29 protein-coding genes, 1 other RNA gene and 3 pseudogenes are annotated in these 26,071 nt (G+C 72.1%); 16 read left to right on the forward strand and 17 right to left on the reverse strand.

Features of this window, described 5'->3' with window-relative positions; all coding sequences use genetic code 11:
* Positions 1-28: 28 nt before the first annotated feature.
* Positions 29-334: pseudogene (locus tag H576_RS17180) on the reverse strand (EamA family transporter); the annotation flags it as partial.
* On the opposite strand from H576_RS17180, the gene H576_RS17185 reads away from it, so the two are divergent.
* A complete protein-coding gene (locus H576_RS17185) occupies positions 312-551 on the forward strand; it encodes a hypothetical protein (RefSeq protein ID WP_245559163.1) in 240 nt (79 codons plus the stop codon). The pseudogene H576_RS17180 and the gene H576_RS17185 overlap by 23 nt on opposite strands.
* Here H576_RS17185 and H576_RS17190 read toward each other — a convergent pair.
* Positions 456-836: pseudogene (locus tag H576_RS17190) on the reverse strand (DMT family transporter); the annotation flags it as partial. The gene H576_RS17185 and the pseudogene H576_RS17190 sit on opposite strands and share 96 nt — an antisense overlap.
* Before the next feature lie 78 nt (positions 837-914).
* On the opposite strand from H576_RS17190, the gene H576_RS0110215 reads away from it, so the two are divergent.
* A complete protein-coding gene (locus H576_RS0110215; protein ID WP_029150860.1) occupies positions 915-1,796 on the forward strand; it encodes a LysR family transcriptional regulator in 882 nt (293 codons plus the stop codon).
* 7 nt (positions 1,797-1,803) lie between these two features.
* Here the strand turns inward: H576_RS0110215 and H576_RS0110220 are convergent, their stop codons facing one another.
* On the reverse strand, positions 1,804-2,769 hold the full coding sequence (locus H576_RS0110220) for an arsenic resistance protein (RefSeq protein WP_029150861.1): 966 nt from the start codon (positions 2,767-2,769) through the stop codon (positions 1,804-1,806).
* Between the two features lie 201 nt (positions 2,770-2,970).
* On the opposite strand from H576_RS0110220, the gene H576_RS0110225 reads away from it, so the two are divergent.
* Positions 2,971-4,959 carry a hypothetical protein gene (locus H576_RS0110225; RefSeq protein ID WP_029150862.1) on the forward strand — a complete coding sequence of 663 codons (1,989 nt, stop codon included), beginning with the start codon at positions 2,971-2,973 and terminating at the stop codon, positions 4,957-4,959.
* 17 nt (positions 4,960-4,976) lie between these two features.
* On the opposite strand, the gene H576_RS0110230 is transcribed toward H576_RS0110225, so the two are convergent.
* Positions 4,977-5,327 (reverse strand): hypothetical protein, encoded by a 351-nt coding sequence (locus H576_RS0110230; RefSeq protein WP_029150863.1) that lies wholly within the window; start codon positions 5,325-5,327, stop codon positions 4,977-4,979.
* Between the two features lie 53 nt (positions 5,328-5,380).
* On the opposite strand from H576_RS0110230, the pseudogene H576_RS17195 reads away from it, so the two are divergent.
* The 3 genes and pseudogenes from H576_RS17195 to H576_RS0110245 all read left to right on the forward strand — a co-directional run.
* Positions 5,381-5,833 (forward strand): annotated as a pseudogene (locus tag H576_RS17195) (hypothetical protein); the annotation flags it as partial.
* Positions 5,834-5,900: 67 nt separating this feature from the next.
* The gene (locus tag H576_RS17200) at positions 5,901-6,086 is read left to right on the forward strand and encodes an SDR family oxidoreductase (RefSeq protein ID WP_029150864.1); all 186 of its coding nucleotides are present in this window, start codon (positions 5,901-5,903) and stop codon (positions 6,084-6,086) included.
* A 37-nt stretch (positions 6,087-6,123) separates the two neighbouring features.
* Positions 6,124-6,453 (forward strand): nuclear transport factor 2 family protein, encoded by a 330-nt coding sequence (locus H576_RS0110245; protein WP_029150865.1) that lies wholly within the window; start codon positions 6,124-6,126, stop codon positions 6,451-6,453.
* A gap of 18 nt (positions 6,454-6,471) precedes the next feature.
* On the opposite strand, the gene H576_RS17205 is transcribed toward H576_RS0110245, so the two are convergent.
* Complete coding sequence (locus H576_RS17205) at positions 6,472-6,993, reverse strand: SDR family NAD(P)-dependent oxidoreductase (RefSeq protein ID WP_245559166.1); 522 nt, start codon at positions 6,991-6,993, stop codon at positions 6,472-6,474.
* Between H576_RS17205 and H576_RS17210 the strand changes: the two genes are divergently transcribed.
* Entirely contained in the window at positions 6,889-7,572 is a 684-nt protein-coding gene (locus tag H576_RS17210; protein ID WP_051172596.1) for an SDR family NAD(P)-dependent oxidoreductase, read from the forward strand. The genes H576_RS17205 and H576_RS17210 overlap by 105 nt on opposite strands.
* A 140-nt stretch (positions 7,573-7,712) precedes the next feature.
* Positions 7,713-8,930 (forward strand): MFS transporter, encoded by a 1,218-nt coding sequence (locus H576_RS0110260; protein WP_029150867.1) that lies wholly within the window; start codon positions 7,713-7,715, stop codon positions 8,928-8,930.
* A gap of 4 nt (positions 8,931-8,934) precedes the next feature.
* Here the strand turns inward: H576_RS0110260 and H576_RS0110265 are convergent, their stop codons facing one another.
* Positions 8,935-9,450 (reverse strand): GNAT family N-acetyltransferase, encoded by a 516-nt coding sequence (locus tag H576_RS0110265; protein WP_029150868.1) that lies wholly within the window; start codon positions 9,448-9,450, stop codon positions 8,935-8,937.
* Positions 9,447-9,953, reverse strand: a complete 507-nt coding sequence (locus tag H576_RS0110270; RefSeq protein ID WP_029150869.1) for a tetratricopeptide repeat protein — start codon at positions 9,951-9,953, stop codon at positions 9,447-9,449. Before H576_RS0110270 ends, H576_RS0110265 begins: the two co-directional genes overlap by 4 nt.
* Positions 9,954-10,036: 83 nt before the next feature.
* On the opposite strand from H576_RS0110270, the gene H576_RS0110275 reads away from it, so the two are divergent.
* On the forward strand, positions 10,037-10,741 hold the full coding sequence (locus H576_RS0110275) for an AzlC family ABC transporter permease (RefSeq protein WP_029150870.1): 705 nt from the start codon (positions 10,037-10,039) through the stop codon (positions 10,739-10,741).
* The gene (locus tag H576_RS0110280; RefSeq protein ID WP_029150871.1) at positions 10,738-11,067 is read left to right on the forward strand and encodes a branched-chain amino acid transporter permease; all 330 of its coding nucleotides are present in this window, start codon (positions 10,738-10,740) and stop codon (positions 11,065-11,067) included. Before H576_RS0110275 ends, H576_RS0110280 begins: the two co-directional genes overlap by 4 nt.
* A gap of 4 nt (positions 11,068-11,071) precedes the next feature.
* On the opposite strand, the gene H576_RS15335 is transcribed toward H576_RS0110280, so the two are convergent.
* Both H576_RS15335 and H576_RS15340 read right to left on the reverse strand, forming a co-directional pair.
* Positions 11,072-11,986 carry an EamA family transporter gene (locus H576_RS15335; RefSeq protein ID WP_036320421.1) on the reverse strand — a complete coding sequence of 305 codons (915 nt, stop codon included), beginning with the start codon at positions 11,984-11,986 and terminating at the stop codon, positions 11,072-11,074.
* Positions 11,987-12,042: 56 nt separating this feature from the next.
* Complete coding sequence (locus H576_RS15340; protein WP_036320486.1) at positions 12,043-12,528, reverse strand: SRPBCC family protein; 486 nt, start codon at positions 12,526-12,528, stop codon at positions 12,043-12,045.
* 102 nt (positions 12,529-12,630) lie between these two features.
* Here H576_RS15340 and H576_RS0110295 point away from each other — a divergent pair, with 102 nt between their 5' ends.
* Together H576_RS0110295 and H576_RS0110300 are read left to right on the forward strand one after the other, a co-directional pair.
* On the forward strand, positions 12,631-13,281 hold the full coding sequence (locus H576_RS0110295) for a mismatch-specific DNA-glycosylase (RefSeq protein ID WP_051172597.1): 651 nt from the start codon (positions 12,631-12,633) through the stop codon (positions 13,279-13,281).
* Positions 13,278-14,069, forward strand: a complete 792-nt coding sequence (locus H576_RS0110300) for a class I SAM-dependent methyltransferase (RefSeq protein ID WP_029150873.1) — start codon at positions 13,278-13,280, stop codon at positions 14,067-14,069. The genes H576_RS0110295 and H576_RS0110300 overlap by 4 nt, the downstream gene beginning before the upstream one ends.
* A gap of 45 nt (positions 14,070-14,114) precedes the next feature.
* On the opposite strand, the gene H576_RS0110305 is transcribed toward H576_RS0110300, so the two are convergent.
* From H576_RS0110305 to H576_RS0110330, 6 genes are all read right to left on the reverse strand, one after another.
* Positions 14,115-14,903 (reverse strand): acetoin reductase, encoded by a 789-nt coding sequence (locus tag H576_RS0110305; protein WP_029150874.1) that lies wholly within the window; start codon positions 14,901-14,903, stop codon positions 14,115-14,117.
* A 176-nt stretch (positions 14,904-15,079) separates the two neighbouring features.
* Entirely contained in the window at positions 15,080-16,615 is a 1,536-nt protein-coding gene (gene arfA / locus H576_RS0110310) for an arabinosylfuranosidase ArfA (protein ID WP_029150875.1), read from the reverse strand.
* A gap of 32 nt (positions 16,616-16,647) precedes the next feature.
* A complete protein-coding gene (locus tag H576_RS0110315; RefSeq protein ID WP_029150876.1) occupies positions 16,648-17,547 on the reverse strand; it encodes a carbohydrate ABC transporter permease in 900 nt (299 codons plus the stop codon).
* Positions 17,544-18,503 carry a carbohydrate ABC transporter permease gene (locus H576_RS0110320; RefSeq protein WP_029150877.1) on the reverse strand — a complete coding sequence of 320 codons (960 nt, stop codon included), beginning with the start codon at positions 18,501-18,503 and terminating at the stop codon, positions 17,544-17,546. The genes H576_RS0110315 and H576_RS0110320 overlap by 4 nt, the downstream gene beginning before the upstream one ends.
* Position 18,504: 1 nt before the next feature.
* On the reverse strand, positions 18,505-19,845 hold the full coding sequence (locus H576_RS0110325) for an extracellular solute-binding protein (RefSeq protein ID WP_029150878.1): 1,341 nt from the start codon (positions 19,843-19,845) through the stop codon (positions 18,505-18,507).
* Positions 19,846-19,940: 95 nt separating this feature from the next.
* Positions 19,941-20,963 carry a LacI family DNA-binding transcriptional regulator gene (locus tag H576_RS0110330; RefSeq protein ID WP_036320426.1) on the reverse strand — a complete coding sequence of 341 codons (1,023 nt, stop codon included), beginning with the start codon at positions 20,961-20,963 and terminating at the stop codon, positions 19,941-19,943.
* A 216-nt stretch (positions 20,964-21,179) separates the two neighbouring features.
* Between H576_RS0110330 and H576_RS15345 the strand changes: the two genes are divergently transcribed.
* Positions 21,180-22,544 (forward strand): HNH endonuclease, encoded by a 1,365-nt coding sequence (locus H576_RS15345; protein WP_051172599.1) that lies wholly within the window; start codon positions 21,180-21,182, stop codon positions 22,542-22,544.
* 132 nt (positions 22,545-22,676) lie between these two features.
* Positions 22,677-23,046, forward strand: a transfer-messenger RNA (tmRNA) gene (gene ssrA, locus H576_RS16415).
* 62 nt (positions 23,047-23,108) lie between these two features.
* Here the strand turns inward: ssrA and H576_RS15350 are convergent.
* Complete coding sequence (locus H576_RS15350) at positions 23,109-24,071, reverse strand: hypothetical protein (RefSeq protein WP_036320429.1); 963 nt, start codon at positions 24,069-24,071, stop codon at positions 23,109-23,111.
* Complete coding sequence (locus H576_RS0110345; RefSeq protein WP_029150880.1) at positions 24,068-24,592, reverse strand: hypothetical protein; 525 nt, start codon at positions 24,590-24,592, stop codon at positions 24,068-24,070. Before H576_RS0110345 ends, H576_RS15350 begins: the two co-directional genes overlap by 4 nt.
* A 51-nt stretch (positions 24,593-24,643) precedes the next feature.
* Here H576_RS0110345 and H576_RS0110350 point away from each other — a divergent pair, with 51 nt between their 5' ends.
* Both H576_RS0110350 and H576_RS0110355 read left to right on the forward strand, forming a co-directional pair.
* Positions 24,644-25,672, forward strand: a complete 1,029-nt coding sequence (locus H576_RS0110350; protein WP_029150881.1) for a lactonase family protein — start codon at positions 24,644-24,646, stop codon at positions 25,670-25,672.
* 46 nt (positions 25,673-25,718) lie between these two features.
* Positions 25,719-26,071 (forward strand): transposase (locus tag H576_RS0110355; protein WP_029150882.1); only part of this gene is annotated, 353 nt, incomplete at its 3' end.

Genomic DNA, 26,071 nt, shown 5'->3' on the forward strand with positions numbered 1-26,071 from the left:
CGAGCTGGACCGGGGAGAGGGACTCCCCGGCGATCAGCGCCCCGAGGGCGGCGGCCACGAGGGGCGAGAGCAGACCGAGAAGCGCCGTCGCCGTGACGGGCAGGCGGCGGACTCCCGCGAACCAGATCGTGTAGGTCAGCAGGGCGCCGACGAGCCCGAGCCACGCGTAGCCGGCGATCGCGGGTCCGTCGATCCCCTCCGGGACGCCGTCGACGACGAGCGCAGCCGGGAGCAGGACGAGCCCGCCCGCCGTGAGCTGCCACCCCGCGAGACCCACGGCTGTCACGCCCTCGGGGCGCCCCCACTTCTTCGTGAGCACGACGCCCAGGCCCATCCGCCGCGCCGCCGAGCCCCGCGAGGATCCCGACCGGCGACACCGCGGCGCCCGGTCCGATGACGACGAGCGCGACGCCCACGACGCCGAGGACGCCCCAGAGGATCCGGCGCCCCGAGAGCCGCTCCCGCAGGATCGCGACCGCGAGGAACGCGATGAGGATCGGCTGCGCGGCGCCGAGCGTCGCCGCGACCCCGCCCGGCAGGTTCTGCGCTGAGACGAAGAGGAGGGGGAAGAACGCGCCGATGTTCAGGACGCCGAGCACGAGGCTCTTCCCCCACCACGACCCGCGGGGCAGCCGTCGCGAGATCGCGAGGGCGACGAGGCCGGCGGGCAGCGAGCGCATCATCGCGGCGAAGAGGGGGTGACCGTCGGGAAGCAGATGGGTCGTGACGATGTAGGTCGTTCCCCACACCATCGGCGCGAGGGCCGTCAGTGCGGTCCACCCGGCGTGGTTCGCTCCGCGGCCGGTCGCCGCGGAAGGCGTCGTGATCGTGGTCATGGATCCATCGTCGGCCGCGCCGAACTATGCGTCCAATACATTGTTAAGACAGCAGAGATGAACAGAGATCATGAATCCATGGAGCTGCAGCAGATGAGATACGTCGTGGCGGTATCGGAGGAGCGGAGCTTCACGCGCGCGGCCGAACGCTGCCGCGTCGTGCAGTCGGCGCTCAGCCATCAGATCGCGGCGCTCGAGCGCGAGCTCGGCGTGCGGCTCTTCGCGCGCACGAGCCGTCGGGTCGAGATCACGCCCGCGGGCGAGGCGTTCCTCGAACAGGCGCGCGCAAGCCTCGCCGCCGCCGAGCGGGCCGTCGCCGAAGCGGCCGCGGCCAGCGGTGAGGTCCGCGGAGCCATCACGATCGGCGTGATCCCCACGGTGACGGCGGTCGACATCCCCGCGGCCCTCGGCCGGTTCCACGGCGCGCACCCCGCGGTCAGGATCGGGCTCCGCAGCGGCGGCAGCGACGACTTCGCGGCCGCGATCCGAGCGGGTCGCATGGACGCCGCCGTGTTGGGCCTCTCCGACAGCACGCCCCCGACGGGCGTCGCCGTGCGGGTCCTCGCGCGCGAGCGGCTCGTCGCGGTCGTGGGGGAGCGGCACCCGCTCGCCGGCCGTCGCCGGCTGCGCATCGACGAGCTCGCCGGGGAGGCGTTCGTCGACTTCCCGGAGGGGTCGCCGGGGCGCATCCCCTCGGATCTCGCGTTCCTCGCGGCGGGCATCCGGCGGGAGGTCGTGTTCGAGGCCACGGGCGCCGACCTCATGCTCGACATCGCGCGGCAGGGCCTCGCGGTCGCGCTCCTCCCTCCCGCCGTCGTCTCCGCCGACGATCGGCGCGACCTGCGGGCGATCGACGTCGAGGCCGGCCCGACGCGCGTCGAATACCTCGCGTGGAGCGACTTCAATTCCAGCCCCGCCGCGCGCGCGTTCGTGGACAGCGTGCTCGCGTCGGCCGGCTGATCCCGGGTCAGGCGCCGTCCGGGACCAGCCGCGGCACGATGCGCACGAGGACGACCATCGCGACGAGCTCGACGAGCGTCTGCGTCACCACGACGAGGGGTGAGAGGTCGTACTCCCGCGGCAGCGCGAGCACGAGCGGCAGGACGACGAGCGAGTTCCGCGTCACGCCGCCGAACACGACCGACCGCCGCTCGGCGACGCCGAGCCGCGCGACCCTGCCGGTCGCGATCCCGATCGGGACCATGAGCGCCGCGAAGGCGGCGAACACGAGAGCGGCGAGCGCCAGGGACCCGAGGCGCGCGCCGACGCCGGCGATCTGCGAGGCGACGACGACCGCGAGGGTCGCGACCATCACAGGCACCATCGCGCCCGTGAGCGCCTCGGCGGCGCGTCGCGCGAGGCGCCACCGGGCGGCGGCGAGCTGGGTGAGCACCGCGGCGGCGAGGGGGAGCGCGATGAGCGTCCCGAACGCCTCGCCGAACGGCGCGAGGTCGAGGGATCCCACGACGTCCGTGCCCGCGAAGGCCCAGAGGAAGACGGGAAGGAGAATCACCTGCGCGACCATCAGGACCGGGGACGCCGCGAGGAGTCGCGCGCGGTCGCCCCCGGCGAGCCCCGCGAACACGATCACGTAGTCGATGCACGGCGCCAGGAGGACGAAGAGCACGCCGACGAGGAGCGCCCGATCGCCCGCCACGATCCGCGAGAGCGGCCACACGACGAGCGGGACGATCACGAAGTCCAGGGCGCCGACCGTCGCGAGGAAGCGCCAGTCGGCGAACGCACGGCGGACGAGGCCGAACGGGATCCCGAGGAACGTGACGTAGAGGAGGAGCGCGAGGACGGGCTGGATCGCGAGCTCGGCGGGGCGGGCCGCCGCCGGAACCGCGAGGCCGACGGAGGCGCCGACCGCGAGGCCCGCGACGTAGAGGGCGACCTGGTTCCGCTCCGTCCACCCGGCGATCCCGTGCATGGCGCTCCTCGCTCCGGTCGGTGCGCCCTGCGCGCGCATCCCATGGGACACCGCCGTGCGGGCGCGCGTCAAACCGGCGGCGCCGGGCGCACGCAGGTTCCGCCTCAGCCGCGCCGGATAGCGTTGCGGTGATGTTCACAGCTCGATCGCCCCGACGGGGCCGCCCTCGCTTCCCCCGGTTCGCATCGCTCGGACTCCGCCGTGGCTGAGTGGGTCGGAGCGAACTGGCAGATCATCGAGGCGCCTGACGAGGTCGACGCGATCGGAGTGACCTGGGGCCTCGGGCTGCTGGACGAGCCGGTCGAGAGCACGGGCGTCCTCGGCGCGACGGCGGCCGCGCTGCGCCGCGAGCTCGAGCGCCCCGTCGAGTTGGGGGCGGGCCGCGTCGGCGTGCCCGAGGTGCGCCTCGACCTGAGCAGCGACACGACGTCGCTGTCGCTCCACGGGCCGCGCGACGTCATCGCTGCCGCGTGGCGCCGCCTTCCCGAGCTCCTCTCCGCGCGGCTCGCCACGGAGGGCGTCACGGCGGAGCATCCCGGTCCCGACGTGTGGATCCCGGACATCACGCTGCGCAGCGGGCGCAACTCGATGGCGGTCGCGTGGCTCGGCATCGCCCCGGGCGACGTCGCGGCGCGGGCGGCGGCGCTCGCCGCGCGGCTGAACCCCGAGACCGGGTCGGTGCCCGCCGTGTTCTTCACGACGGTGCGCGATCTCGCAGGGGCGGCCTTCGTGATCCGCGAGGCCCTGCCCGTGGCACGGTCCGGGAGCTGGGGCGACGGCACGGCGTGGCCCGCGACAGGAGCCGACGCCGAGAGCGACGAGCGGAACGGCAACGCGCGCTTCGCGGAGTACGCGAGCGAGGCGCTGATCTCGTGCCTCGTTCCCCGCACGTCGTCGGGGGTGGCGGCCGGGTACCTCGTGCGCAGGCAGCTCGAGGCGGCGCTGCGCGCGACGACGGGCGGCGAGCCCGGGATCCGCATCGAGCTCCACGGCTTCGGCGCGGCGCTGCTGCTCGCGGTGAAGACCGATCCGCCCGTGCACGACGCGGCGCGCGCGGCGGTCGTCGAGGACTTCGCGCGCCGCCTCACGATCGTGCCCGACACCTGGATGTCGGTCGCGAGCTCGGTCGTCGCCCCGCCGTGGGTGACCCGCGAGGCCCGGGTGCGCGGGCAGGTCGACGGCGCGCCCGTGACGGCGGCCGAGATCCACGCGGCCCTGCGATGCGCGCTGCGGTCCCTGCACTTCTCGTCGCCGTCGTTTCCCGCCGAGGGCAAGAACGTCGACACGGGCATCGAGCCGACGCCCTTCGAGCTGTCTTACCCGCTCCGCACGACCCTGCCCGCGATGAAGCGCATGCGCCGCCACCACGCCATCCGGGCGAACGACCCCGCGACGATCCCGGGCCTGCCCGCCGTCGTGGTCGAGGTCGGCGCGGGGGCCATCGCGATCGGCCGCCGCGACGCGAACGGCTCCGACGCCACCGTCTACCGCTTCCCGGTCGACACCGACCGGCTGCTCGTCGTCCTGGAGGATCGGACGGGCGCGCTGACGCTCGTCGACGACTTCGGGCGCTTCGTGCGCTTCCACCCGGCCCTTCATCGCGGCGGCCGCGGGCTCCGTGCCGAGGTCGTCCGCCGCACGCAGGGCGTTCCATGGTTCTCGACCACGAGCGACCTGACGACGCAGGACATCGCACGGGTCCGCAGGCGCTCGCGCAACGGGGCGGTCGCGCGGATCGGCGTGCCGCTCGTCATCCTCGGCATCGCCTCGGCGGCGATCTATGGGCCGCGCCTGCTCGCGTCGGACGACGGGCTCGCCTTCGCCGCGACGGCGACGCTGTCGACCGGCGTGCAGATGAACGTCACGGCCCTGTGGCCCCAGTCGGACGCGGGCGCGGACGACGTGTCGGTGCTCGTCGAGCTGTGCGGGCCCGCCGGGGACGTCGCCGCCGTCGACCCCGCGTTCGTGCAGATGGTCGACGACGACACCAATCGGCCGCTCGCGCAGGTAGGCGACACATCGGCGCTCAGCGGCGTCGTCCCGCTCGACACGCAGACGCTCGGCGCGGACGGATGCGCGCGGGGCGACCTCGTCTTCGAGCGCGACGGAGCCCAGGACGTCAGCGTCGTCTACGGGGATCCCGACGGCACCGTCTGGACGTGGGGGCCCGACGAGATTCCCGCGGGCTGACCTGAGCCGACGTGCCGTCAGCCGCCCGCGTGGCTCTCGCGATACGGCGCGAAGAGCCGCGCGAGGAAGGCCTCGAGCTCCGCGGCGGTCTCATCGTCGAGCGACGGGAACGAGAAGGTCGCCTTGCCCGTGCGCAGCTCCCGGAATCGCTCGGACGATCCCTCGAGCGCCTCCGGCCAGGTGTCGACGGCGATCGCGTAGAGGCTGACCTTCTTCGCGCTGCGCTTGACGGCGGCGAAGTAGTCGTGCGCCTTCGCGCCCGGCCAGCTCAGCGAGGGCATGCCGTAGATCGTCGCGTCCTCGAGCTCCTCCCGATACGGCTCGAGGATCGCCCAGATCCCGGCCTCGACCGCGTCCAGATCCTGCATGAGTGCACGGTACGGCGGCGGAGGATCGACGTGCAAGAGGGGAGCCGGGCTGGATGGCCGGGGGCCTCCGGCCCGGTCAGTCGTCGCCCAGCGCGGCGCGGAGCGCTCCGAGCCATTCGACGAGCAGCCGCGTCTCGCTCCTGCCGGACTTCGCCGTACATCAGCGTGGAGAAGCCCGGGTTCGCCATTCCGAAGGCGACGTGGGCATCTCGTTCGGCGCGGATGTCCTGGATCGGGTCGTCGGAGTGCTCCAACGCCTCCTTCTCGCCCAGGTACAGGTCGAAGCCGTGCTCGACGACCGCGTCGATCACACGCTGTCCGGTAAGAACGTCCTCATCGCGGATGGGGCGAAGAACCTGGGCGGACTCGTCGCCCGCCAGGTCGCAGAGGCCGGCGCGCACCTCGCCGACGGCGGGAAGATCATCACGATCGTCACGGCGCTGCTCGCCGCGTTCACCGACGGGTACTCGACCTACGCGGGCGGCAAATCGCCGGTCGAGCACTTCACGCGTGCCGCGGCGAAGGAGTACGCCGACCGCGGGATCTCGGTGACCGCGATCGCCCCCCGGCCCGATGGACACCCTGTTTTTCTACGGCCAGGAGACGCCGGAGCGCGTCGAGTTCCACACGTCGCAGGGCATGGGCGACCAGCTCACGAAGATCGAGGACATCGCGCCGATCGTCCGCTTCCTCGCGTCCGAGGGCTGGTGGATCACCGGGCAGACGATCTTCGCCAACGGCGGATACACGACCCGATGACCCCCGCACGGCAGCAGACGAGAGGGAGAATGACTCCATGAGTGCACACGAGATCCCGGAACCCGTCGCGACCTTCCTCGAGCGCGTCAACGCCCACGACGAGGAGGCCTTCCTCGACGCGTTCGCCGCAGGCGGCGAAGTCGACGACTGGGGGCGCACGTTCACCGGCCGAGAGCAGATCAAGACCTGGAGCGACAAGGAGTTCATCGGCTCCCGGGGCGTCCTGATGGTCGAGGAGGTCCGCGTCGCGGGCGACGAGGTAACCGTCGTCGGCGACTGGCGATCGAACCACGCCAACGGCCGATCGAGGTTCGTCTTCGACGTCGCGGGCGACAAGCTCGCCAAGATGACGATCCGCGAAGGCTGAGCCTCGGCGGGGCCGTGGTCACGCGTCCGTGACGACGAGCTCTCTGGCGTCGCGGGAGACGTGCAGGCCCCAGAAGAGGTCGGCGAGCTGCGCCGGGGTGCGGAACGGGTATCCCGGCGCCGGGGCGGTCTCGCCGATGCCGACGCCGATCGCCACGTGGGCGACGTGCACGCCCGTGCTCGCGAGCGCGGCGTGGAGGTTGAACGCCCAGTTGCGGGTCGCGGCCTGCGCCGCGTTCAGGGCGCCGAAGATCGGCACAGGGTCGATCGATCCGACGCCGGCCGTGAGGAGGATCGTCCCGGATCCCCGCTCCCGCATCTCGGGGAGCACGGTCTGCACGGCGGCGACGGCGCCGAACAGCATCGCGTCGACGGCGGGGCGGAGGTTCTCCGGCGTCACGTCGAGCGGATCGATCATCGACTCGGTGTTCCCGGCGTGCGGCGAGAACTCGAGGACGTCGATCGAGCCGAACCTCTCGCGGGCCGCGGCGAGCGCGGACGTGATCGATCCGGGGTCCGCGCCGCCGTCGCCCGCGCGCAGGACGAGCTCGGCGGCATCGACGTCGTGCTCAACAACGCCGGCATCGGATACTTCGCGGCCGTCGAGGAGAGCGACGACGCCGAGGTGCGCCGCATGATGGAGATCAACGTCTTCGGACTCGCCGCCGTGACCGCCGCGGCGCTGCCCGGGATGCGCGCGCGACGGACGGGAACGATCCTCAACGTCTCGTCGGTGGGAGGGGTCCGATCGTTCCCCGCCGTCGGCTGGTACAACGCCTCGAAGTTCGCGGTCGAGGGCCTGTCGGAGGCGCTCGACCTCGAGGTCGAGCACCTGGGGATCCGCGTCGTACTCGTCGAGCCGAGCGGCTTCGCGACCGACTGGGCGGGCAGCTCCGCCGCCGAGGTCGCGCCGGGGGACGAGATCGCCGACTACGCCGAGACGGCGGGGGCGAACCGCCTGTGCTTCCGCGAGAGCGCCGGAAGCGAGCCGGGCGACCCGGCGCGCGCCGCGCGGGCGATCGGCAACTTCGCGTACGACGGCATCCTCGAGAAGCTCGACGCCGTGCGCGACGACATCGCGGCGCGCGAGGGCGTCAGCCGCGGCGCGGACCGCGACTGACGCCCTCGGCCCGCCGGGGGAGCGAGCCGCGCCTGAAGAGGGGTTGCGCTGGCACCCCCGTCGGCGGGCCCGCTGGCCCCGAACGCACGGCACTCTGGAATCTGATCGTCCCGCCCCGACTCCGTCACGAGGATCCCCGCATGCCACCCGAATCCCTCACGGCCCCGCAGCCCGTCGTCGCCCCGCCCGCGGCGCGGCTCCCGCTCGTCGTCTACGTCCTCGCGCTCGGGACCTTCCTGATGCTGACGACCGAGTTCGTCGTCGCCGGGATCCTGGCCGAGATCTCGGGCAGCCTCTCGATCTCGCTCGCCGAGGCCGGATCCCTCATCACGGTCTTCGCCGTCGGCATGGTGATCGGGGCGCCGATCATGGCGCTCCTCACGATGCGGATGTCGAAGAAGCTCACGCTCGTCTTCGCGCTCGCGGTCTTCGTCATGGGGCACGTCGTGGTCGTGCTCGGTTCGCACCTCGGCCTGCTGATGGGGGCGCGCTTCGTCACGGCGATCGCGACGGGCGCGTTCTGGGCGGTCTCGGCGGTCGTCGCGTCGCAGGCGGCGGGGGAGTCGATGGCATCGCGCGCCGTCGGGGTCGTGGGCGCGGGAGGATCCCTCGCGACCGTCCTCGGCGTTCCCATCGGCGCGTTCGTCGCGCAGCACGTCGGCTGGCGCGGCACCTTCTGGGCGCTCGCGGTCGCCGGTGTCGTCGCGATGGTGTTCGTCGCGCGGCTCGTTCCCGCGGACGAGCGGGTCGAGCGGCGGGAATCGTCGGTCCTCGCGGAGCTCGCCGACCTGCGCTCGCGCGGGCTGTGGCTCGTGCTCGCGGCGTGCGTCGCGACGACGGGCGGGATCCTCGCGTTCTACTCGTACATCACCCCCGTGCTGACGCAGCAGGCCGGCATCGACGCGGCCCTCGTCCCGCTCGTCCTCACGGCATATGGCATCGGGTCGCTCATCGGAACGCTCGTGGGCGGGCGCCTCGGCGACGCGCATCCGCACCTCGTGACGATCGTCACGCCGGCGGTCACGGTCGTCATCATGATCGCGCTCGCCGCCGTGACGGGATCCGCGTGGACGACGATCGCGTTCGTCGTCCTCCTGGGCCTGTTCGGGCTCAGCGCGAACGGCGTCCTCATCCACCTCGCCGTGCGGTTCGCGGGACGGGCGGCGACCCTCGGATCCGGGCTCTGCGTCGCGGCGTTCAACGCGGGGACCGCGGTCGGGACCGCCGTCGTCGGAGGGCTGCTGACGGGGCCGCTCGGCCTGTCGGGGCCCGCGACGGTCGGGGCGATCGGTGTCGCGATCGTGCTGATCCCGACGATCGCGCTCGCGGCGGTGCGCCGGCGCGAGGCCCGCGTCTGAGCGCTCAGCCCGCGGCGGGCGCGCCGGCGTCGCGTCGCATGCAGATGAGACGGGGGCGCGCGTCCCACGACGCCGAGCGCGCGAAGCCATGCGACTCGTACAGGCGGATGGCACCGCGGCGCCAGTCCCAGACGGTGAGCATCACGGGCAGCGGGCCCGACGCGGCGATCGCGGCGTCGAGGAGGGCGGATCCGGCCCCGCGCCCGCGGACGTCGGGCGAGACCCAGAGGCGCTTGATCTCGGCCGCCTCGCGACCGGGCTTCAGGACGACGACGCCGACGACGGCCCCGTCGAGCTCCGCGACGAGGATCGGGCAGCCGGGGAGAGCGCCCGCCGGGTCGGCGGCCTCCTCCCGGTAGCGCGCGGGGAGCTCGCCGGCCCGCGCGCGAGGCTCGCCGATCCCGCGCTCCGCCTTCTCCTCCTCCGTCTGGACGAGGTATGTCCTGAGCGCCGCGCCGACCGCGCCCATGTCGTCGCGCCGCGCCGCGCGGACGAGCGGTGTCGGGCGCCCGTCGGTCATCGCGACGCGGGGTCGACGCGTTCGGTGAGCGCCGCGGCGTAGGCGCGCATCGAGCGCCGGTACTGGGGGAGCGCATCGATCTGGGCCTCGAGCGCGACGCGGAGCGCCGCGTCGGGGCGGCCGGCGCTGTGGAGTGCGAGCGCCAGCACGATCCGCGGGGCGGTCCCCGTCGACGCGTGCAGGGGCGCGGCCTCGAGCACCGCGATCGCCTCGTCGAGCCGCCCGAGGTTGCGCAGCGTCGACCCGTACTGCACGGCGAGCTGCGCGTGCCGTGCTTCGTCGAGACCCCGCTCGAGCGCACGCTCGTACGCGGATCCGGCCTCGGCCTCGAAGCCCATCGAGTCGTACATGCCGGCCAGCTCGAACGCCGCCCGCCCGTCGGCGGCGGGGCACGCGTCGGCGAGCGCCCGCATCGCGTCGACCCCCTCCTCCCGGCCGAGAGCGTCGGCGCGGACCCAGAGGTCGGCGACGGCGGATTCCCACCGCTCGAGAGCATCGGTCATGGGATCCAGGATCTCACGCCGCCCCATGACGCCCGTGGTCGGGCGACGGTGCGCGCGCCGATCCGCCCTGGCAGAATCGTCCGGTGACAGACGACACCGCGGCGCCGCGCCGCGCCGAGATCGCCGCAGGGGCACGCCTCTCGCTGGCAGCGGGGCTCGGCATGTTCCCGATCGGCGTCGCGTTCGGGATCCTCGTGATCCAGGCGGGGCTCCCGTGGTGGGTCGCCCCGGGGCTCTCGATCGCGGTCTACGCCGGATCCGCCGAGCTCCTCCTCGTCGGCCTCATCACGGCGGGGACCCCGCTCGTCACGATCGGGCTCGCGACGCTGCTCATCAACTTCCGGCACGCGTTCTATCCGCTCACGTTCCCCGTCGGCGTCGTGCGGAACCCCGTCGCGCGGGCCTACTCGGTGTACGCGATGATCGACGAGGCCTACGCCGTCACGGCCGTGAACCCGACGGGGTGGACCGGGTGGCGGCTCGTGTCGATGCAGGTCTGCTTCCAGGCGTACTGGGTCGGCGGCGGCCTCACGGGCGTCGCGCTCGCGTCGGTTCTGCCCGGGCGGATCGAGGGGCTCGACTTCGCCCTGTGCGCCCTCTTCGTCACGCTGACGCTCGACGCGTGGCGCACGCGGCAGCAGGTGCCGTCGCTCCTCCTCGCCGCCCTGGCGTTCGCGTTCGCGGTGATCGTCGCACCCGATCAGGCGCTCTTCGTCGCGCTCGCGGGCTTCCTCGTGCTGCTCGTCGTGCGGTACGCGCTCGCCGCGGCCGCGAGGAGGCGCGCATGACCGCCTCGACCGGCTACATCCTCGCGGTCCTCGCGGTGGGATTCGTCGTCACGCTCGGGCTGCGCGCGATCCCGTTCGCGATCCTCAAGCCGCTGCGGAAGTCGCGCGTCGTCAAGGCCCTGTCGATCTGGATGCCCGTCGGGATCCTCGCGATCCTCGCGGCCGCGACCTTCCGCGGTGCCGTCGTCGAGGCGCCGGGGCGGATCCTTCCGGCGCTCGTCGCCGTCTCGGTGACGGTCGCGGTGCACCTGCTGTTCGGTCGGCGCACGCTTCTCAGCGTCGGCGCCGGGACGCTCACCTTCGTGCTGCTCGTGAACCTCTTCTGAGGTCTCAGCCCGCCGCGACGACGCGCGTCGGCCCCGGCTGCGGCGCGAGCCCGAGCACGAGAAGCGAGACGCCGAAGAGCGCGAGGCCGACCCAGCCCGCGACGGCGAGGCCCTCGCCGACGACCAGGACCGCGAGGACCGTGGCGACGGCGGGCTCGACGAGCGTGATCGTCGTCGCCGTGCTCGCGGTGACCTTCGTGAGTCCGTAGCCGAACAGCACGTAGCCGAGGAACATCGGGACGAGCGCCATGTAGACGCCGACCGCGAAGGCCTCGGGCGTCGCGACGAGCGGCGCACCTGTGACCGCGAGGACCGGCAGGAGGAGTACCCCGCCGGCGCCGAACACGGATCCCATCGCCGCGCCGCGCTCGACGCCCGCGCCCATGAGGCGCTGGGCCGCCCACGAATACGCGGCGTAGGTCAGGCCCGCGACGAGGCCCAGCCCGATTCCCGCCAGGGGAGCGGGCCCGTTGGGGGCGTGCCCGTCGAGCTCGGCGACGCACAGGAGCACCCCGCCCGCGACGCCGAACGCCGCGGCGACGCACCACCACGGGCCGAGCGGCCGGCGGTCGACGACGAGCTCGAGGATCCCCGAGAACAGGGGAGCGGAGGCGAGCGAGATCACGGATCCGATCGCCACGCCCGCGAGGTCCATCGAGGTGTAGAACGCGAGGGGGTACACGGCGACGGCGACGGCGCCGAGCGCGATCGTCCGCGCGTGGGGGCGCAGGCGCGCGCGGCGCAGCGCCGGGATCGCGATGAGCGCCTGCAGGATCCCGCCGATCCCGAGGGCGGCGGCGCCGATCGCGAGGGGGCCGGCGTCGGGCGCGAACGTCGCCGCCGTGCCCGTCGTCCCCCAGAGGATCGCCGTCAGGAGGATCGCGCCGACGCCGAGCGGTCGACCGGATCCCCGAGGCATCCCCTCAGTATGCCGCCCCGCGGTTCCGGCGGCGTCTCGCGCGGGCCGCCTACCGCCTACTCGGCGAGCACCCCGTCGATCTGGCCCATCGCCTCGCGGGTGCCCTCCTCCATGCCCATCGCGAGCAGCTGCTCGAGCTCCTCGCGGGAGCCGAACCGCGTCTCGGTGACGAGGCGGGATCCCGTCGGCGTCTCGGAGAACGCGAACGTGATCTCCATCGTCGGCATCTCGGCGTTCGGCTCGCCGTCCTCGCCCGAGAACCCGTCGCGCACCGTGAACGAGCGGCCCTCGTCGACGGCGAGGAAGGTCCAGAACCCGGCCGACGTCTCGCCGTCGGGGCCCGTCATGACGTAGTCGGATCGGCTGCCGACCTCCACCTCGTGGGTCCGAAACGAGGCCGGCCAGCTCGGCGGGCCCCAGAACCGCTCGAGCTGACGCGGATCCGCATACGCGTCCCAGAGCCGGGAGACCGGCACGGGGAAGTCGGCGGTGATCGTCATCGTGAGTGCGTCGAGATCCTTCTCGACGGTGGTGATGGGCATGACGCACCTTTCGTCGTGTGATCGAAGGCTAGGTCGCGGCGCGCGCGGCGACAACGGAGTGGGAGGATTCTCCTGTCCCGTTCTCGAGCAGATCGCACCCGCATGCCCACCGCACCCGTTCCCGGCATCCCGCGCCGGCCCTCGCCGATGGGCGGGCGCCGGCCGGCGAAGGACGATCTCGCGCGATTCGCGATCGACGACCCGCACGCGATCGACGACGTGCTGCCGGCCGACGGATCCCGTCTGCGCCTCCTGATCGTGGGCATCAACCCGGGCCTCTGGACCGCCGCCGTCAACGCGCCGTTCGCGCGGCCGGGCAACAGGTTCTGGCCCTCGCTCCACCGGGCGGGCCTCACGGACAACCCGGTCGACGCCTCCACGGGGCTGTCGGCCGGCGACGAGGACCAGCTCCTGTCTCGCGGCATCGGCCTCACGAACCTCGTCGGCAGGGCGACCGTGCGCGCCGACGAGCTCAGCCGCGACGAGCTGCGTGCGGGCGGGCGCCGGCTCGTCGAGAGGGCCGCGGGGCTGCGCCCGCGCGTCGTCGCCCTTGCGGGGATCACGGCCTTCCGCGATGCATTCGGCCAGCGTCACGCGCGCCTCGGCGAGCAGGACGCGACGCTCATCGACGGATGGCCGAATGGGGTGCGCCTGTGGGTCGTCCCGCAGCCCAGCGGACTCAACGCGCACGAGACGATCGACTCCCTCGCGGCGAAGTGGCGCGAGGTGTGGGCCCAGACGGAGGAACCATGAGCGCATACACCCACGGCCACCACGAGAGCGTCCTGCGGTCGCATCGGTGGCGCACGGCCGAGAACTCGGCCGCATACCTGCTCGCGCACCTGCAGGGCGACATGCGCCTGCTCGACGTCGGGGCGGGTCCCGGCACCATCACGGCCGACCTCGCCGAGCGCGTCGCGGGCGTCGTCGCGACCGAGATCTCCGAAGACGCGCTCGCCCACACGCGCGCGACGATCGCGGAGCGCGGATCCGAGAACGTCGAGTTCGCGGTCGAGGACGTCCACGCGCTGTCGTTCCCCGACGACGCCTTCGACGTCGTGCACGCCCACCAGGTCCTGCAGCACGTCGCGGACCCCGTCGCGGCGCTGCGTGAGATGCGCCGCGTGACGAAGCCGGGCGGCCTCATCGCCGTCCGCGACAGCGACTACGCCGCGTTCACCTGGCACCCCGCCGCGCCCGAGCTCGACGACTGGCTCGACCTCTACCGGCGCGCCGCCCGCGCGAACGGCGGGGAGCCCGACGCGGGCCGCCGCCTCCTCGCCTGGGCGCACGCCGCGGGCCTCGAGGACGTCGCGGCCTCGTCGAGCACCTGGACCTATGCGACGCCCGACGAGCGCGCATGGTGGGGCGGGCTGTGGGCCGATCGCATGACGGGATCGGCGATCGCGCGCCAGATCGCGGAGGACGGGCTGGGCACCGAGGCCGACCTGGCCCGCGTGGCCGCCGGATTCCGCACCTGGGCGGCGCACCCCGACGGCTGGTTCGCCGTGCTGCACGGCGAGATCCTCGCCCGCGCGTGAGGACGCCCGCCGCCGGTGACAGGCCGGCGGCGGGCGCCGCCGCAGCTACGAGAACTGGATCCCGCCGTCGATCAGCACGGTCTGGCCCGTCATGTAGTCGGAGTCGGGCGACGCGAGATACGACACGAGCTTCGCGACGTCGTCGGGGACCGAGACGCGCCCGAGGAGGATCGACTTCGCGTTCTCGGCGAGCGCCTCGCCCTTCTCCTGCCCGTGGATCTCGACGAGCTTCTCGTCGATGAGATCCCACATCGCCGTGCCGACGATGCCCGGGCCGTAGGCATTGACCGTGATGCCGTGCTCGGCCCACTCCATGGCCGCCGCCTGCGTGAGGCCGCGCACCGCCCACTTCGTCGCCGAGTACGGCCCCAGGAGGGCGAACGGGCGGAAGGCGACGATCGACGCGGCGCCAATGATCTTTCCTCCCGAGCCCTGCGCGATCATCTGCCGTGCGGCCGCCTGGTACGAGAGGAAGACGCCCTTGAGGTTGACGTCGACGATCTTCTCGAACGCCTCGACCTCGTAGTCGACGAGCGGCTCGACCTGCGCGATGCCGGCGTTCGCGACGAAGACGTCGAGGTGGCCTCCGGCCTCGACAGCCGAGCCGACGAGCGCCTCGACCGAGGCCTGGTCGGTGACGTCGACGACGGCGGAGGTCGCCTTCCCTCCCGCCTGCTCGATCGACGCGGCCGTCGCGTCGGTCTGGTCCTTCATCTGCGGCAGGTCGGCGACGACGACGTGGTGTCCGTCGCGCCCGAGCCGCTGCGCGATCGCCTCTCCGATGCCTCGAGCCGCTCCTGTGACGACGGCGACGCTGGTGGTGTTTGTGCCCATGGGTCCTCCTTGACCGGGTTCGCGTGGCGAGGGATCCGCCACACACCCATGACACGCACCGCGGCGGCGCCGGGCAACGCCGGTTCTCACCGTGTGAGAACACGTGCGCCGACGCCGCCGGGAACGACCGAGCGGCCCGGGATCCGAGGATCCGCGGGCCGCTCGGGGCGTCTCGATCAGGCCTTCGCGACCTCGAGCTCGACGACCGCCCACGCGAGGGCGGGCAGCGTCAGCTTGAGCTGGCCGTCGACGAGCGCGGCGTCGCCGAGCGGCTGGAGCGCGACGGCGTCCTGAGCGTCCTCGACGTTGGCGGTGAAGCGGTCGCCGCCCTCGGGGACCGTGAGGACCTCGGCCGAGCGGATCCGCTGAGCCTGGAAGCCGCGCAGGTCGAGCGTCACGTCGGACGCGTCCTCGAGCGAGCGGTTCGCGACGAACAGCGCGACGCGGCCCTTCTCCTCGTCCCACGTCGCCGACGCGTCGATCACGTCGACGCCGCCGAACTTCTTCGTCTCGACCTGGTCCGACTTCACCGCGAGGCGCAGGATCTCGCCGTTCGCGAGAGCCGACATGCGGGCGAAGGGCCAGAACGACGCCTGGCGCCAGGCCGGGCCGTTCTCCTCCGAGCGGATGGGCGCGATGACGTTGACGAGCTGCGCCTGGTTGGCGATCTTCACGCGGTCGCCGTGGCGGAGCAGGCTGTTCAGCATCGTGCCGACGACGACGGCATCGGTGACGTTGTACGTGTCCTCGATGAGCCGGGGCTGCTTGCGCCACCCCTTCGACACCTGGTGCGGCTGGTCCTCGGTCTCGAGGCCCTCCTGGTACCAGACGTTCCACTCGTCGAACGAGATGTTGACGTCCTTCGTGTGCTTGCCCGCGGCCTTCACGGCGTCGATCGTCGAGACGACGCCCTCGATGAACGAGTCCATGTCGACGGCCTCGGCGAGGAACGACGCGGCGTCGCCGTCGTGCTCCTGGTAGTACGCGTGCATCGAGACGTAGTCGACCTCGTCGTACGCGTGCGAGAGGACCTCGTGCTCCCACGATCCGAACGTCGGCATGCTGCGGCCCGACGAGCCGACGGCGACGAGCTCGATCGACGGGTCGACGAACTTCATGGCCTTGGCCGTCTCCTGCGCGAGGCGGCCGTACTCGGCGGCCGTCTTGTGGCCGATCTGCCACGGGCCGTCGAGCTCGTTGCCGAGGCACCACAGCTTGATGTCGAAGGGATCCTCGGCGCCGTTTCTGCGGCGCAGGTCCGACCAGGCGGTGCCGCCCGGGTGGTTGGCGTACTCGACGAGCGCGCGGGCCTCGTCGACGCCGCGGGTGCCGAGGTTCACGGCCTCCATGACCTCGGTGCCGGCCTCCTTCGACCACTCGACGAACTCGTGCAGGCCGAAGGCGTTGGTCTCGATCGAGTGCCAGGCGCCGTCGATGCGGACGGGGCGGTCCTCGACGGGGCCGACGCCGTCCTCCCAGTTGTAGCCCGAGACGAAGTTGCCGCCCGGGTAGCGGACCACGGTCGGGCCCATCTCCTTCACGAGCTCGAGCACGTCGGTGCGGAAGCCGCGGGCGTCGGCCGCGGGGTGGCCGGGCTCGTAGATGCCGGTGTAGACGCAGCGGCCCATGTGCTCGACGAACGAGCCGAAGAGCCGGCGCGGGACCTGTCCGATGGTGAAGTCGCGGTCGATCGTGATGCGTGCGGTTGTCATGGAGGTGCTTTTCCTTTCGAGGAGGTTCTGGATCACTGGCCGCCGAAGCCGGTCGTCGCGACGCCCTTCACGATCTGCTTCTGGAAGATCATGAAGACGACGATGAGCGGCAGGGCGGCGAGTACGGCCTGGGCCATGACCTGCGCGTACTGGACGCCGTACGCGCTGATGACGGTCTGCAGGCCGACGGGGAGGGTCATGAGGGTCGTGTCGTTGATCACGAGGTACGGCCACAGGAAGTTGTTCCACGCGCCGATGAACACGAAGATCGCGACCGACGCGAGGATCGGGCGGGAGAGCGGCAGGGCGATCGACCAGAAGATCCGCAGCCGGCTCGCGCCGTCGACGCGCGCCGCGTCCTCGAGCTCGACGGGGATCTGGTCGAAGAACTGCTTGAGGATGAACACCATCGCCGGGGCGATCACCTGGGGCAGGATGAGGCCCCAGTGCGTGTCGACCATGTCGAAGGCGAGCATCTCGTAGAACAGCGGGATGATCAGGACCTGCGGCGGAACGACGATCGCGGCGATGATGAGCACGAAGAGCCAGCGGCGCCCCGAGAAGTCGAGCCGCGAGAACGCGTAGGCGGCGAGGGCCGAGATCGCGACCGTGATGAGGGTCACGGCGGCCGAGGTCCAGAGGCTGTTCCACGCCCAGACCCACACGTTGCCCTGCGACAGGATCGACACGAAGGCGTCGATCGTGGGTCCGCTGGGTCCGATCCAGCTCGGGTCGCCCGAGGCCGCATCGGTCTCAGTCTTGAAGGCCGTCGCGATCGCCCAGAGGAAGGGCAGGAGCCAGCCGATCGCGAGGATCAGCAGCGAGAGGAACGCGAGGGCGCGGCCCCACGTGAAGCCCGCGCGGCGGCCCGGGCGGGGACGCCGGGCCCGCGCCTCGGGGGCGACGAGCGTCTCGGTGGCGGTGATGGTCATCGCGCACCTCCGTTCTGGCGGTTGCGCCGGCCCGTGATCACGGCCTGGGCGAGGCCGATGATCACGATGAACACGAAGAAGATGTACGAGATCGCCGACGAGTAGCCGAAGCGGAAGTCGACGAAGCCCGACTCGTAGATGTACTGGACGATCGAGCGGGTCGTGTCGCTCGAGACCCCGCCGAGCATCTGGTACGCCTGGTCGAACAGCTTGAGCGAGGCGAGGATCTGCAGCGTCACGATGAGGATCGTCGTCGGGCCGAGCTGGGGGATCGTGATCGACCAGATCTGCCGCCACGTGCCGGCGCCGTCGATCTGCGCGGCCTCGTACTGGTGCTGCGGGATGTTCTGGAGGGCGGCGAGGTAGAGCAGGAAGTTGAAGCCGACGGTCCACCACACGGTCGCGATGACGATCGCCAGGAGGTTGATCTTCGGATCCTGCAGCCACGAGATCGGCTGTAGGCCGATCGCCTCGAGGATGTTGTTCGCCGCGCCGATCTGCGGGTTGAAGATCCAGACCCAGATCTGCGAGATCACGGTCGAGGCGAGCAGATACGGCATGAAGAACGACAGGCGCCAGAGCCATTGGCCCGGGAGGCCTCGCTCGACGAGGAGCGCCATGACGAGGGCGATGACGACGAGCGGGATCGTCGACAGGATCGTGAAGAGCGCCGTGTTCCACAGCGAGCGCCACATCACGGGGTCGCCGAGGGCCTGCACGTAGTTCTCGAAGCCGACGAAGTTGCCGCCGGCGCCGGTGAGCGACTGATCCGTGAAGCTCAGGTACACGCCGTGCAGGATCGGCCACACCATGAACAGGACGAAGGCGATGAGGAAGGGCGCGACGAAGAGCCAGCCCGAGAGCTCGTCGCGCTTCGACCCGGCGTGGCGGCGGGTGGTGCGCGGCTTGCCGGTGACGACCGTCGTGGTGTCGGTGCGGGGTGCGATGGAGGTCATGTCAGCTCGCCACCTCGGGGTCGGCCGGGTTCGGCTGCTTCAGTCGGGTGTCGACGCTCGCGAGGAAGCTGTCGAGGGCGGATCCCGCGTCGGCGCCCGTCATGAGGGCCGGCTGGACCGCGCCGGCGAAGTCGCCCTGGAAGTTCGACGCGGAGCCGGTGAACCAGGCGGGCGGGTCGTAGACGACGTAGTCCAGGGCGTTCGCGTAGTGCGCCTGGGGGAGGAGATCGGCGTAGTCGGGTGACTCGGTGATCGGGAGGTAGGCCGGGATGTGGCCGGCCGTCGCCCAGTCGAAGGAGTTCTTGAGGAGGTCGGCGACGAACTGGTACGTCAGGTCGCGCTTGGCCTCGTCGGGCGACGACTGGTGGGGGAGCACGAAGGAGTGCGAGTCGGCGTACACCGACGGCGTGCCGTAGAGCGTCGGGATCATCGTCATGTCGAAGGGGATCCCCGCCGTCTGCATCGTGCGCAGCTCCCACACGCCGCTGAGGAGGAAGCCGCTCCTGCCCGTCGAGAACTCGGCGATGGCGGTTCCGGCGTCGCTCTGCGAGTCGGCGAGCGTTCCGTCGAGCAGCTGCTGCATGAACTCGAGCGACTCGACGGCCGCGTCGCGGTCGAGCTCGGCGGTGCCGCCCTCGGGCAGGCCCATCTCGAGGCCGTGCTGCGTGTAGAGCGTGTAGAAGAGGCGCCACATCTGCGCGCCGTCGCCGAGGTAGCCGTAGGAGAGGCCGTGGCCCTCCGACACCTCGGAGACCGCGCGCACCATGTCGAGGAACTCCTCGGGCGACGAGACGGGCTTGAGGAGGCCGTCGGATCCGAGCACGCCCGCCTGCTCGCAGAGGTCGGTGTTGTAGAAGAGCACGAACGGGTGGGCGTCGAGCGCGATGCTCATGTGCTTCCCGTCGATCTCGCCCTTCTGCCAGATCGGCTCGGCGAACGTCGACTCGTCGACGCCGAGGGCGGCGAGGCGGTCGAGGTCCCACGGGTCGAGCAGGCCGCCGGGCGCCCATCCGAGCGCGCGCGTCGCGTGCATGATCGCGACGTCGGGCGCGCGCCCGCCGGCCGCGGCCATCGCGAGCTTCGTGTAGTACGGCTCGCCCCAGGAGAGGACGGTCGGGCGGATCGCGTAGGCGCTCTGCGCCGCGTTGACCTCGTCGAGGAGGCCCGACATCGTGATGCCGTCGCCGCCGCTCAGGAGGTGCCAGAACTGGAGGGTCTGCGTGGAGGATCCCGCGGATCCGCCGCCCGCTGGTGCGCAGGCGGCGAGGGCGAGGGATGCGGCGGCGACGCCGCTGAGGGACAGGAACTGTCTGCGTGAGACATCGAAACGTGGTGGGGTCATCGGCCACTCCTTCGTGACGGGGATGGATTACATCGATGTAATCGGTGCAACGAGGTCATCATGTCAGGCCGTCGCGGCCGAGCGCAAGAGGCTCGTTATGCGCGCGTCGTGGAGGCGCGTTCGACGACGCGGAACGGCACCGTGACGGAGCGCGGATCGCCGTCCGGCCCCTCGATGCGGTCGGTCAGGAGGCCGACGGCCGCGTGGGACAGCTCGGCGAGGTCGAAGCCGACGGTCGTGAGCGGGGGAGATGCGAACGACGCGGGCTCGACGTCGTCGAATCCCGTGACGAGGACGTCGTCGGGGACGCGGATCCCGTGCGCCTGGAGCGCGCTGAGGGCGCCGATCGCCATCGAGTCGGTGAACGCCGCGATCGCGTCGAACTCGGTGCCCGAGGCGATCAGGTGCTCGACGGCCGCGGCCGCCCCGCCCATCGTCCACGCGTCGGGAGCGATCTCGAGGGCGGGGTCGAGAGCCATGCCCGCGGCGAGCAGCGCGTCGCCGGCCCCCGCGAGGCGGATCCGGCTCGTCGCCGTCGACAGCCCCGTGCCGTCGTCGCGCCCGCCGATGATCGCGATACGGCGCGCGCCGCGCTCGATGAGGTGGGAGGTGATCGCGGCCGCCGCCGTGCGGTTGTCGACGAGGACCGAGTCGACCGCGTGCTGCTCGACCTCGCCGATGAGGACGACGGGCGGAAGGTGCTCCGTGCGGGTGACGACGGTGTCCTCGAGGCGGATGGGGTTGAGGATCAGACCGTCGACGCGGCGCGCCTGGGCGCGGGAGACGAGCTCGCGTTCGCGCGCGGGGTCGGCGGCCGTCTCCTCGATCTGCACCGAGAAGCCGCGCGCGTGCGCCGCCTCGACGAGGTGGTGGAGCAGCTCGGCCGAGTAAGCGGTTCCGAGGTCGGGGAGGGCGACGCCGATGACGCCCGTGCGGCCGTTGCGCAGCTCGCGGGCGCTGAGGTTCGGGACGAACTCGAGCTCGGCCATCGCCGCCTCGACGCGCGCGCGGGTCTCGGGCCGCACGGCCGCGGCGCCGGTGACGACGTTCGAGACCGTCTTCGTCGACACCCCCGCGAGCTGCGCGACGTCGCGCATCGTCGCCCGTGCCCCTGCCATGGGATCACCCTATGCGGTGGCGCCGCGGCGGCCCCGCCGCGCGGGTCGCGCGAGGCCGCCGGTCGGGCGGGGTCCCGCCGCGCGCACCCGTCGTCGGGCGTGTCGGGCCCGGGGTCAGCACGTCCACAGGTGCCGATTCCGCGGACTCATCCACAGTTCCGGGTTCGCACCCTGACCTGGGCTTCGTGTGTCGGTGGTCGCGCGTGGAATGAGAGCATGACCACGACGCGCGAGCTCCTCGATCAGGCCGCAGGGCTGATCGGCGACGCGTGCGCGGCCGCCGACCCGACAGCGCTCTCGGGGGAGGCCCTGACGTCGGTGCTGTTCGCGATCGGGCAGGCGCGCCGGGCGCTCGACGCGCTGTCGGCGACGGTCGCAGCCGAGGTCGACTCCCGGTCGTCGCGCGACCGCGGGCGCGAGTCCCTCGCCCGCCGCGCGGGGTTCGCGAACCCGAACGCGTTCATCTCCACCGTCGCGGGCACGACGCCGCGCGAGGCGGCGACGCTCGTCGAGGTGGGCCGGGCGACGGCCCCGCGCGTGGGCCTCGCGGGCGAGGAGCAGCCGGCCCGGCATCCGCACGTTGCGGCCGCGCTCGTGGCCGGGGCCCTCACGGCAGAGCAGGCGCGCGCGATCATCGACCTCCTCGACGCTCCGACGCTCGACGTTCCCGCGGGGCGCCTCGATGAGGTCGAGCGCGCGCTCGTGGGGCGGATCCCGGGGCTCACCCCGCGCGACGTGCGGCGGCTCCTCCTCGAGACCGAGGCGGCGCTTCGCCCGCGCGCGGTCTCCGACCGGCACGAGCGGAACCGCGCCGCGCGTGCGCTGACGATCCGGCAGGATGCCGACGGCATGACGCGCATCGACGCGCGGCTCGACGCCGAGACGGCCGCCCCGATCGTGACGCTTCTCGAGGCCGAGGTCACCCGGGTGATCCGCTCGAACGAACACGAGAACGATGCGATGCGACGCGACGAGAGGACCCTGGGGCAGATCCGTGCCGACGCCCTCGCGGCCTTCGCCCTTCACGCCCTCGGGTGCGAGGTGGTCCCCACCCGCCCTACGACGACGATCGTCGTGCGGATGACGCTCGACGACCTCCTCGACCGCACGGGGCTCACGGGCGGCGAGGTGCGCGGGCCCGACGGACGGGCTCTCGTGCGGGTCGACGGGATGGAGCACCCGGTCTCGGTCGAGGCGGTGCGGCGCATGGCGGCCGACGCCGAGGTCGTCCCGCAGGTCCTCGGGCGGGCGGGTGCGACGATCGACCTCGGGAGGCGCGAGCGCCTCTTCACTCGGGCGCAGAAGCTCGCGCTCGTCGAACGCGACAGGGGGTGCGCGTTCTGCGGTGCCCCGCCGGGGCACACGGTCGTGCATCACATCGCGTGGTGGTCGCGGGGAGGCGGGACCGACCTGCGCAACGGGGTGCTTCTGTGCACGGCGTGTCATCACCGGGTGCACGACGACGGGTGGGTGGTCGCTGTCGATGCCGGGGGCCGGGTGCGGTTCACCCCGCCCGACTGGTGGTCGGGCGATCGGTCTCCGCGACCCGCCGCGCGGGAGAGGAGCATGAGCGCAGCGTGAGAGCAGGCCCCGGCGGATCGGTGCCGAGCTGGACGACGCGCCCCGTTCGGGCGTAGACTGAACTGCTCGGCCTGGCCGAGACTGGCAACTCAAAAGCGCGCGCAATGCGGTTCCCTTCGAAGAAGGATCCACGGGGCTGATCGGTTTCGACAGCGTCTGCTGATCTGCGAGAAGCGGGCCGAGAACGTCGGGTTATCTCGTTAACGCCCCCGGCAAACCAATAAGTGCCAACTCCAAGCGCACTGACTTCGCCCTCGCTGCGTAAGCGAGCCCGATAGTCCGTCAGACCGTGTGTGACCCCGCCACGGACCCTGGCGTCATCTAGGGGTCTTGCTGCACCGTGGTGTCGAGACGCGGTGCGGGACTCTTCCTCGACTGGGCTCGTCGACCTATGTGTCTGTGCTGAAGGTCGGAGCCGAGCAGAACGCCTCCACAGACTGCGCCCGGAGAATCCCCAGTGACCCAGCGTTGGACCGGGGTTCGATTCCCCGCAGCTCCACCGGATCGCATCGCGCGCGTCGTCGCCCCGAAAGGCCGTCCCGAGAGGGGCGGCCTTTCGCGTTCTCACGACAGGCGCTGCTTCGAGCCCGCCTCGTACTGGCGCCCCGAGAGCGTCGACGACAGGTAGTCGTCGGCGAGGAGCTTGGGGATCCGGTACCGCGTCTGCGGCGAGGGGTCGAAGACGAGCTCGGCCGCGTCGCCCGCGCCGCGCACGTCGACGCCGATGTGGGGGTTCTCGGCGAGGAAGGCGGTGATCCGCGGCATCGTGAGCATCTCGCGATAGTCGGCGTCGGACTGCATCACGCGGTCGAGCGCCATCATCTTCGCGACCATCGCGGGGTCGCTCGCGACGGCCTCGGCGAGGTCGGACCCGCCCGCGATCCGGAGGCCCGACGTCGCCGTCGCGAAGACCGACGCCGCGCGCTCCGACGCCGCGGGCGCGGCGAACCGGCGCGAGAGGAGGGTCGCCTGGCTCACGATAACGTCGTCGCCGTGCACGAGCGCCTCGAAGCGCGGCTCGTAGTAGACGATCTCTGCCCGGACCCGCGAGAAGACGCCCTCGGCCGGGGTGAGGGCGAGGACGCTGTTCGCCCGCTTCGTCGCGATCCCCGCGCCCGTCATGCGCACGACGAACACGTCGTCGTCGGCCGAGGCGCCCTCGAGCCGATGCGCCATCGCGACGACTCCCGGGGCGTCTTTCCGCGCGACGTCGTTGCCGATGCCCTTCGCGCGCAGCCGATCGACGAGCGCTCCGACGCCCGGCGCGTCGTCGACGCCCGCGGCGAACACCTGGTTCGAGGCCAGCTGGAAGGACGGGTCGTACGCGACGAACTCGCGCGACGCGATGGCGTCGGCGTAGCTGAGGACGTCGCCCCGGATCTGCTCGGCGAGCTGACGGTCGAGCGTGATCGCGGACGCCTCGGCGTCGTCGATCGACGCGCCGCGCAGGAGGTAGGTGGCGACGGTTGACGACGCGCGGAGGCGCGCGAGCGATGCGAGGAGGCCGGTGCGGGCGGAATCTGTCATGCGGCGGGCTCCCGGAGGTAGATGTGGTCGGCGAAGCGCACCGCGACGATCGGGGCGCTCGGGTGCGGGAGGGGCCCCCGCGACAGGGGGTACACGTCGCGCCCGTCGTCGAGCTCGACCGAGTGCAGGTGATACCCGACGGCCGCGAAGAGCGGGTTGAGGTACTGCAGCTGACCGAAGACGTACACGAGGGCGAAGAGTACGAGCATCGCGCCCGTCGCGACCGTCTGCACGTCGCTCGGCGCGAAGAACGCGACCGTCACGGGCAGGATGAACGACGAGAGGAAGCGCAGCACCTCGGCGTCGCGGCGGCGGATCTTCGCCGCCCGCAGCGTGACGGGCTGGCGAGACGCGCGCAGCCGCCGGATCACGAGGAGCGGCGCGAACATCAGGAGCACGAGCACCGCGACGACGATCGCGTCCGCCCACCAGATCGGCAGGGGCGGGAACAGCACGACCATGATGACGACCATCGGGCTGAACGCCGACAGCATCATCGCGATCGAGACGAGGATGTTCACGCGACAACCGTATCGACGAGCTCCGACATCCTTCCGTCCTACGATCGAGGTATGGCAGATTCCTCTCTCGTCCTCGTGGCCAACGCCGGCGACGGCAGCATCAGCACCTTCCGGCTCGCGAACGGAGAGCTCGAGCGCCTCGCCGTCTCCGGCGGCCTGACCGGCTGCTCGAACTTCGCCGTCGACCGCGACCGCGATCTCGTCTACGCCGCCGTCAAGGGCTCGCCCGCCGGCGTCCAGACCCTCGCGCTCGACCGCGAGACCGGCGCCCTCACGCCCCTGAGCCGCCTCGAACTGCCGCGCGGCGGCATGAACTACCTCGAGCTCACGCGCGACGGATCCGGGATCCTCGGCGCCGCCTACGGTGCGGGCTACGGCTTCTCGGCCGCGATCGACGACGGCGTGATCGCCGAGCCCGCGAGCGAGATCGAGTTCCCCAACCTGCACTCCGTCCGCCCGAGCGCCGACGGCCGCTTCGCCTACTTCGTCTCGCTCGGCGCCGACCTCGTCGCGCAGTACTCGATCGGCGACGACATGAGCCTCGCGGCCCTCGAGCCCGCGACGGTCTCGGCTCCCGCCGGCAGTGGGCCGCGCCACCTCGTGCTGAACGCCGCGCAGGACGCCGTGTACGTCCTCACGGAGTACTCGGCCGAGGTGCTCCACTTCGCGCGCGACGCCGAGACCGGCGCGATCGAGCTCTCGGACCGCGCCGCCGCGTTCGACCCGACGAAGGGCCTCTCGCACAGCCGTTTCGGCGCCGACCCCACGGCCGAGCACCTCATCTGGGGGGCCGACCTGCACTTCGGCGCGGGCGAGGCCTTCCTCTGGGCGTCCGAGCGCAGCGAGAGCACCCTCGCGCCCGTCGCGGTCGCGGCCGACGGATCCGTGTCCGAGGCCACCTCGTTCACCGTCACCGAGCCGCAGCCGCGCGGCTTCGCGCTCAGCGACGACGGCGCGTTCCTCGTCGCGGCGGGTGAGCGCTCGACGACCGTTTCGCTCTACGCCGTCGACGGCGCCGACCTCGAGCTGCTGCAGCAGGCCGAGACCGGCGCCGGCGCGAACTGGGTGCGCTTCGCCTAGGGCGTGTCTGACAAATAGATCGGCAGCGCGCTGAGAGTCTGAATTCGTGACGCGGTTTCAGATGCTTTCGGATGCCCAGTGGTCGTTGATCGAGGAGATGCTGCCCCGCCCGACCGGGCGGAAGGGGCGGCCGTTCGCAGATGCTCGGTTGATGGTCGAAGGCATCGTCTACCGGTATCGGTGCGGGATCGCGTGGCGGGATCTGCCGGAGGTGTTCGGGCCGTGGCAGACGGTGTGGACCTGGCATCACCGCATGGCCGTCGGGGGCACCTGGGACAAGGTGCTCGCCAAGCTCACCGCCGCCGCGGACGAGGCCGGGCTGGTGGACTGGTCACTGTCGGTGGACTCCACAATCGCTCGCGCACATCAGCACGCGACGAACACGAAGCGCCTCACAGG

The sequence above is a fragment of the Microbacterium indicum DSM 19969 genome (assembly GCF_000422385.1).
Taxonomy (GTDB): domain Bacteria; phylum Actinomycetota; class Actinomycetes; order Actinomycetales; family Microbacteriaceae; genus Microbacterium; species Microbacterium indicum.

Excerpts from the sequence above, each read along its gene's own strand:
- H576_RS0110245 (WP_029150865.1), top strand. The coding sequence starts at position 6,124 with ATGAGTGCACACGAGATCCCGGAACCCGTCGCGACCTTCCTCGAGCGC.
- H576_RS0110220 (WP_029150861.1), bottom strand. The coding sequence starts at position 2,769 with ATGCACGGGATCGCCGGGTGGACGGAGCGGAACCAGGTCGCCCTCTAC.
- H576_RS0110265 (WP_029150868.1), bottom strand. The coding sequence starts at position 9,450 with ATGACCGACGGGCGCCCGACACCGCTCGTCCGCGCGGCGCGGCGCGAC.
- arfA (WP_029150875.1), bottom strand. The coding sequence starts at position 16,615 with ATGACAACCGCACGCATCACGATCGACCGCGACTTCACCATCGGACAG.
- H576_RS15345 (WP_051172599.1), top strand. The coding sequence starts at position 21,180 with ATGACCACGACGCGCGAGCTCCTCGATCAGGCCGCAGGGCTGATCGGC.
- H576_RS0110230 (WP_029150863.1), bottom strand. The coding sequence starts at position 5,327 with ATGCAGGATCTGGACGCGGTCGAGGCCGGGATCTGGGCGATCCTCGAG.
- H576_RS17200 (WP_029150864.1), top strand. The coding sequence starts at position 5,901 with ATGGACACCCTGTTTTTCTACGGCCAGGAGACGCCGGAGCGCGTCGAG.
- H576_RS0110320 (WP_029150877.1), bottom strand. The coding sequence starts at position 18,503 with ATGACCTCCATCGCACCCCGCACCGACACCACGACGGTCGTCACCGGC.
- H576_RS15340 (WP_036320486.1), bottom strand. The coding sequence starts at position 12,528 with ATGCCCATCACCACCGTCGAGAAGGATCTCGACGCACTCACGATGACG.
- H576_RS0110295 (WP_051172597.1), top strand. The coding sequence starts at position 12,631 with ATGCCCACCGCACCCGTTCCCGGCATCCCGCGCCGGCCCTCGCCGATG.
- H576_RS0110270 (WP_029150869.1), bottom strand. The coding sequence starts at position 9,953 with ATGACCGATGCTCTCGAGCGGTGGGAATCCGCCGTCGCCGACCTCTGG.
- H576_RS0110260 (WP_029150867.1), top strand. The coding sequence starts at position 7,713 with ATGCCACCCGAATCCCTCACGGCCCCGCAGCCCGTCGTCGCCCCGCCC.
- H576_RS0110350 (WP_029150881.1), top strand. The coding sequence starts at position 24,644 with ATGGCAGATTCCTCTCTCGTCCTCGTGGCCAACGCCGGCGACGGCAGC.
- H576_RS0110280 (WP_029150871.1), top strand. The coding sequence starts at position 10,738 with ATGACCGCCTCGACCGGCTACATCCTCGCGGTCCTCGCGGTGGGATTC.
- H576_RS15350 (WP_036320429.1), bottom strand. The coding sequence starts at position 24,071 with ATGACAGATTCCGCCCGCACCGGCCTCCTCGCATCGCTCGCGCGCCTC.
- H576_RS15335 (WP_036320421.1), bottom strand. The coding sequence starts at position 11,986 with ATGCCTCGGGGATCCGGTCGACCGCTCGGCGTCGGCGCGATCCTCCTG.
- H576_RS0110300 (WP_029150873.1), top strand. The coding sequence starts at position 13,278 with ATGAGCGCATACACCCACGGCCACCACGAGAGCGTCCTGCGGTCGCAT.
- H576_RS0110330 (WP_036320426.1), bottom strand. The coding sequence starts at position 20,963 with ATGGCAGGGGCACGGGCGACGATGCGCGACGTCGCGCAGCTCGCGGGG.
- H576_RS0110315 (WP_029150876.1), bottom strand. The coding sequence starts at position 17,547 with ATGACCATCACCGCCACCGAGACGCTCGTCGCCCCCGAGGCGCGGGCC.
- H576_RS0110325 (WP_029150878.1), bottom strand. The coding sequence starts at position 19,845 with ATGACCCCACCACGTTTCGATGTCTCACGCAGACAGTTCCTGTCCCTC.
- H576_RS0110215 (WP_029150860.1), top strand. The coding sequence starts at position 915 with ATGGAGCTGCAGCAGATGAGATACGTCGTGGCGGTATCGGAGGAGCGG.
- H576_RS0110305 (WP_029150874.1), bottom strand. The coding sequence starts at position 14,903 with ATGGGCACAAACACCACCAGCGTCGCCGTCGTCACAGGAGCGGCTCGA.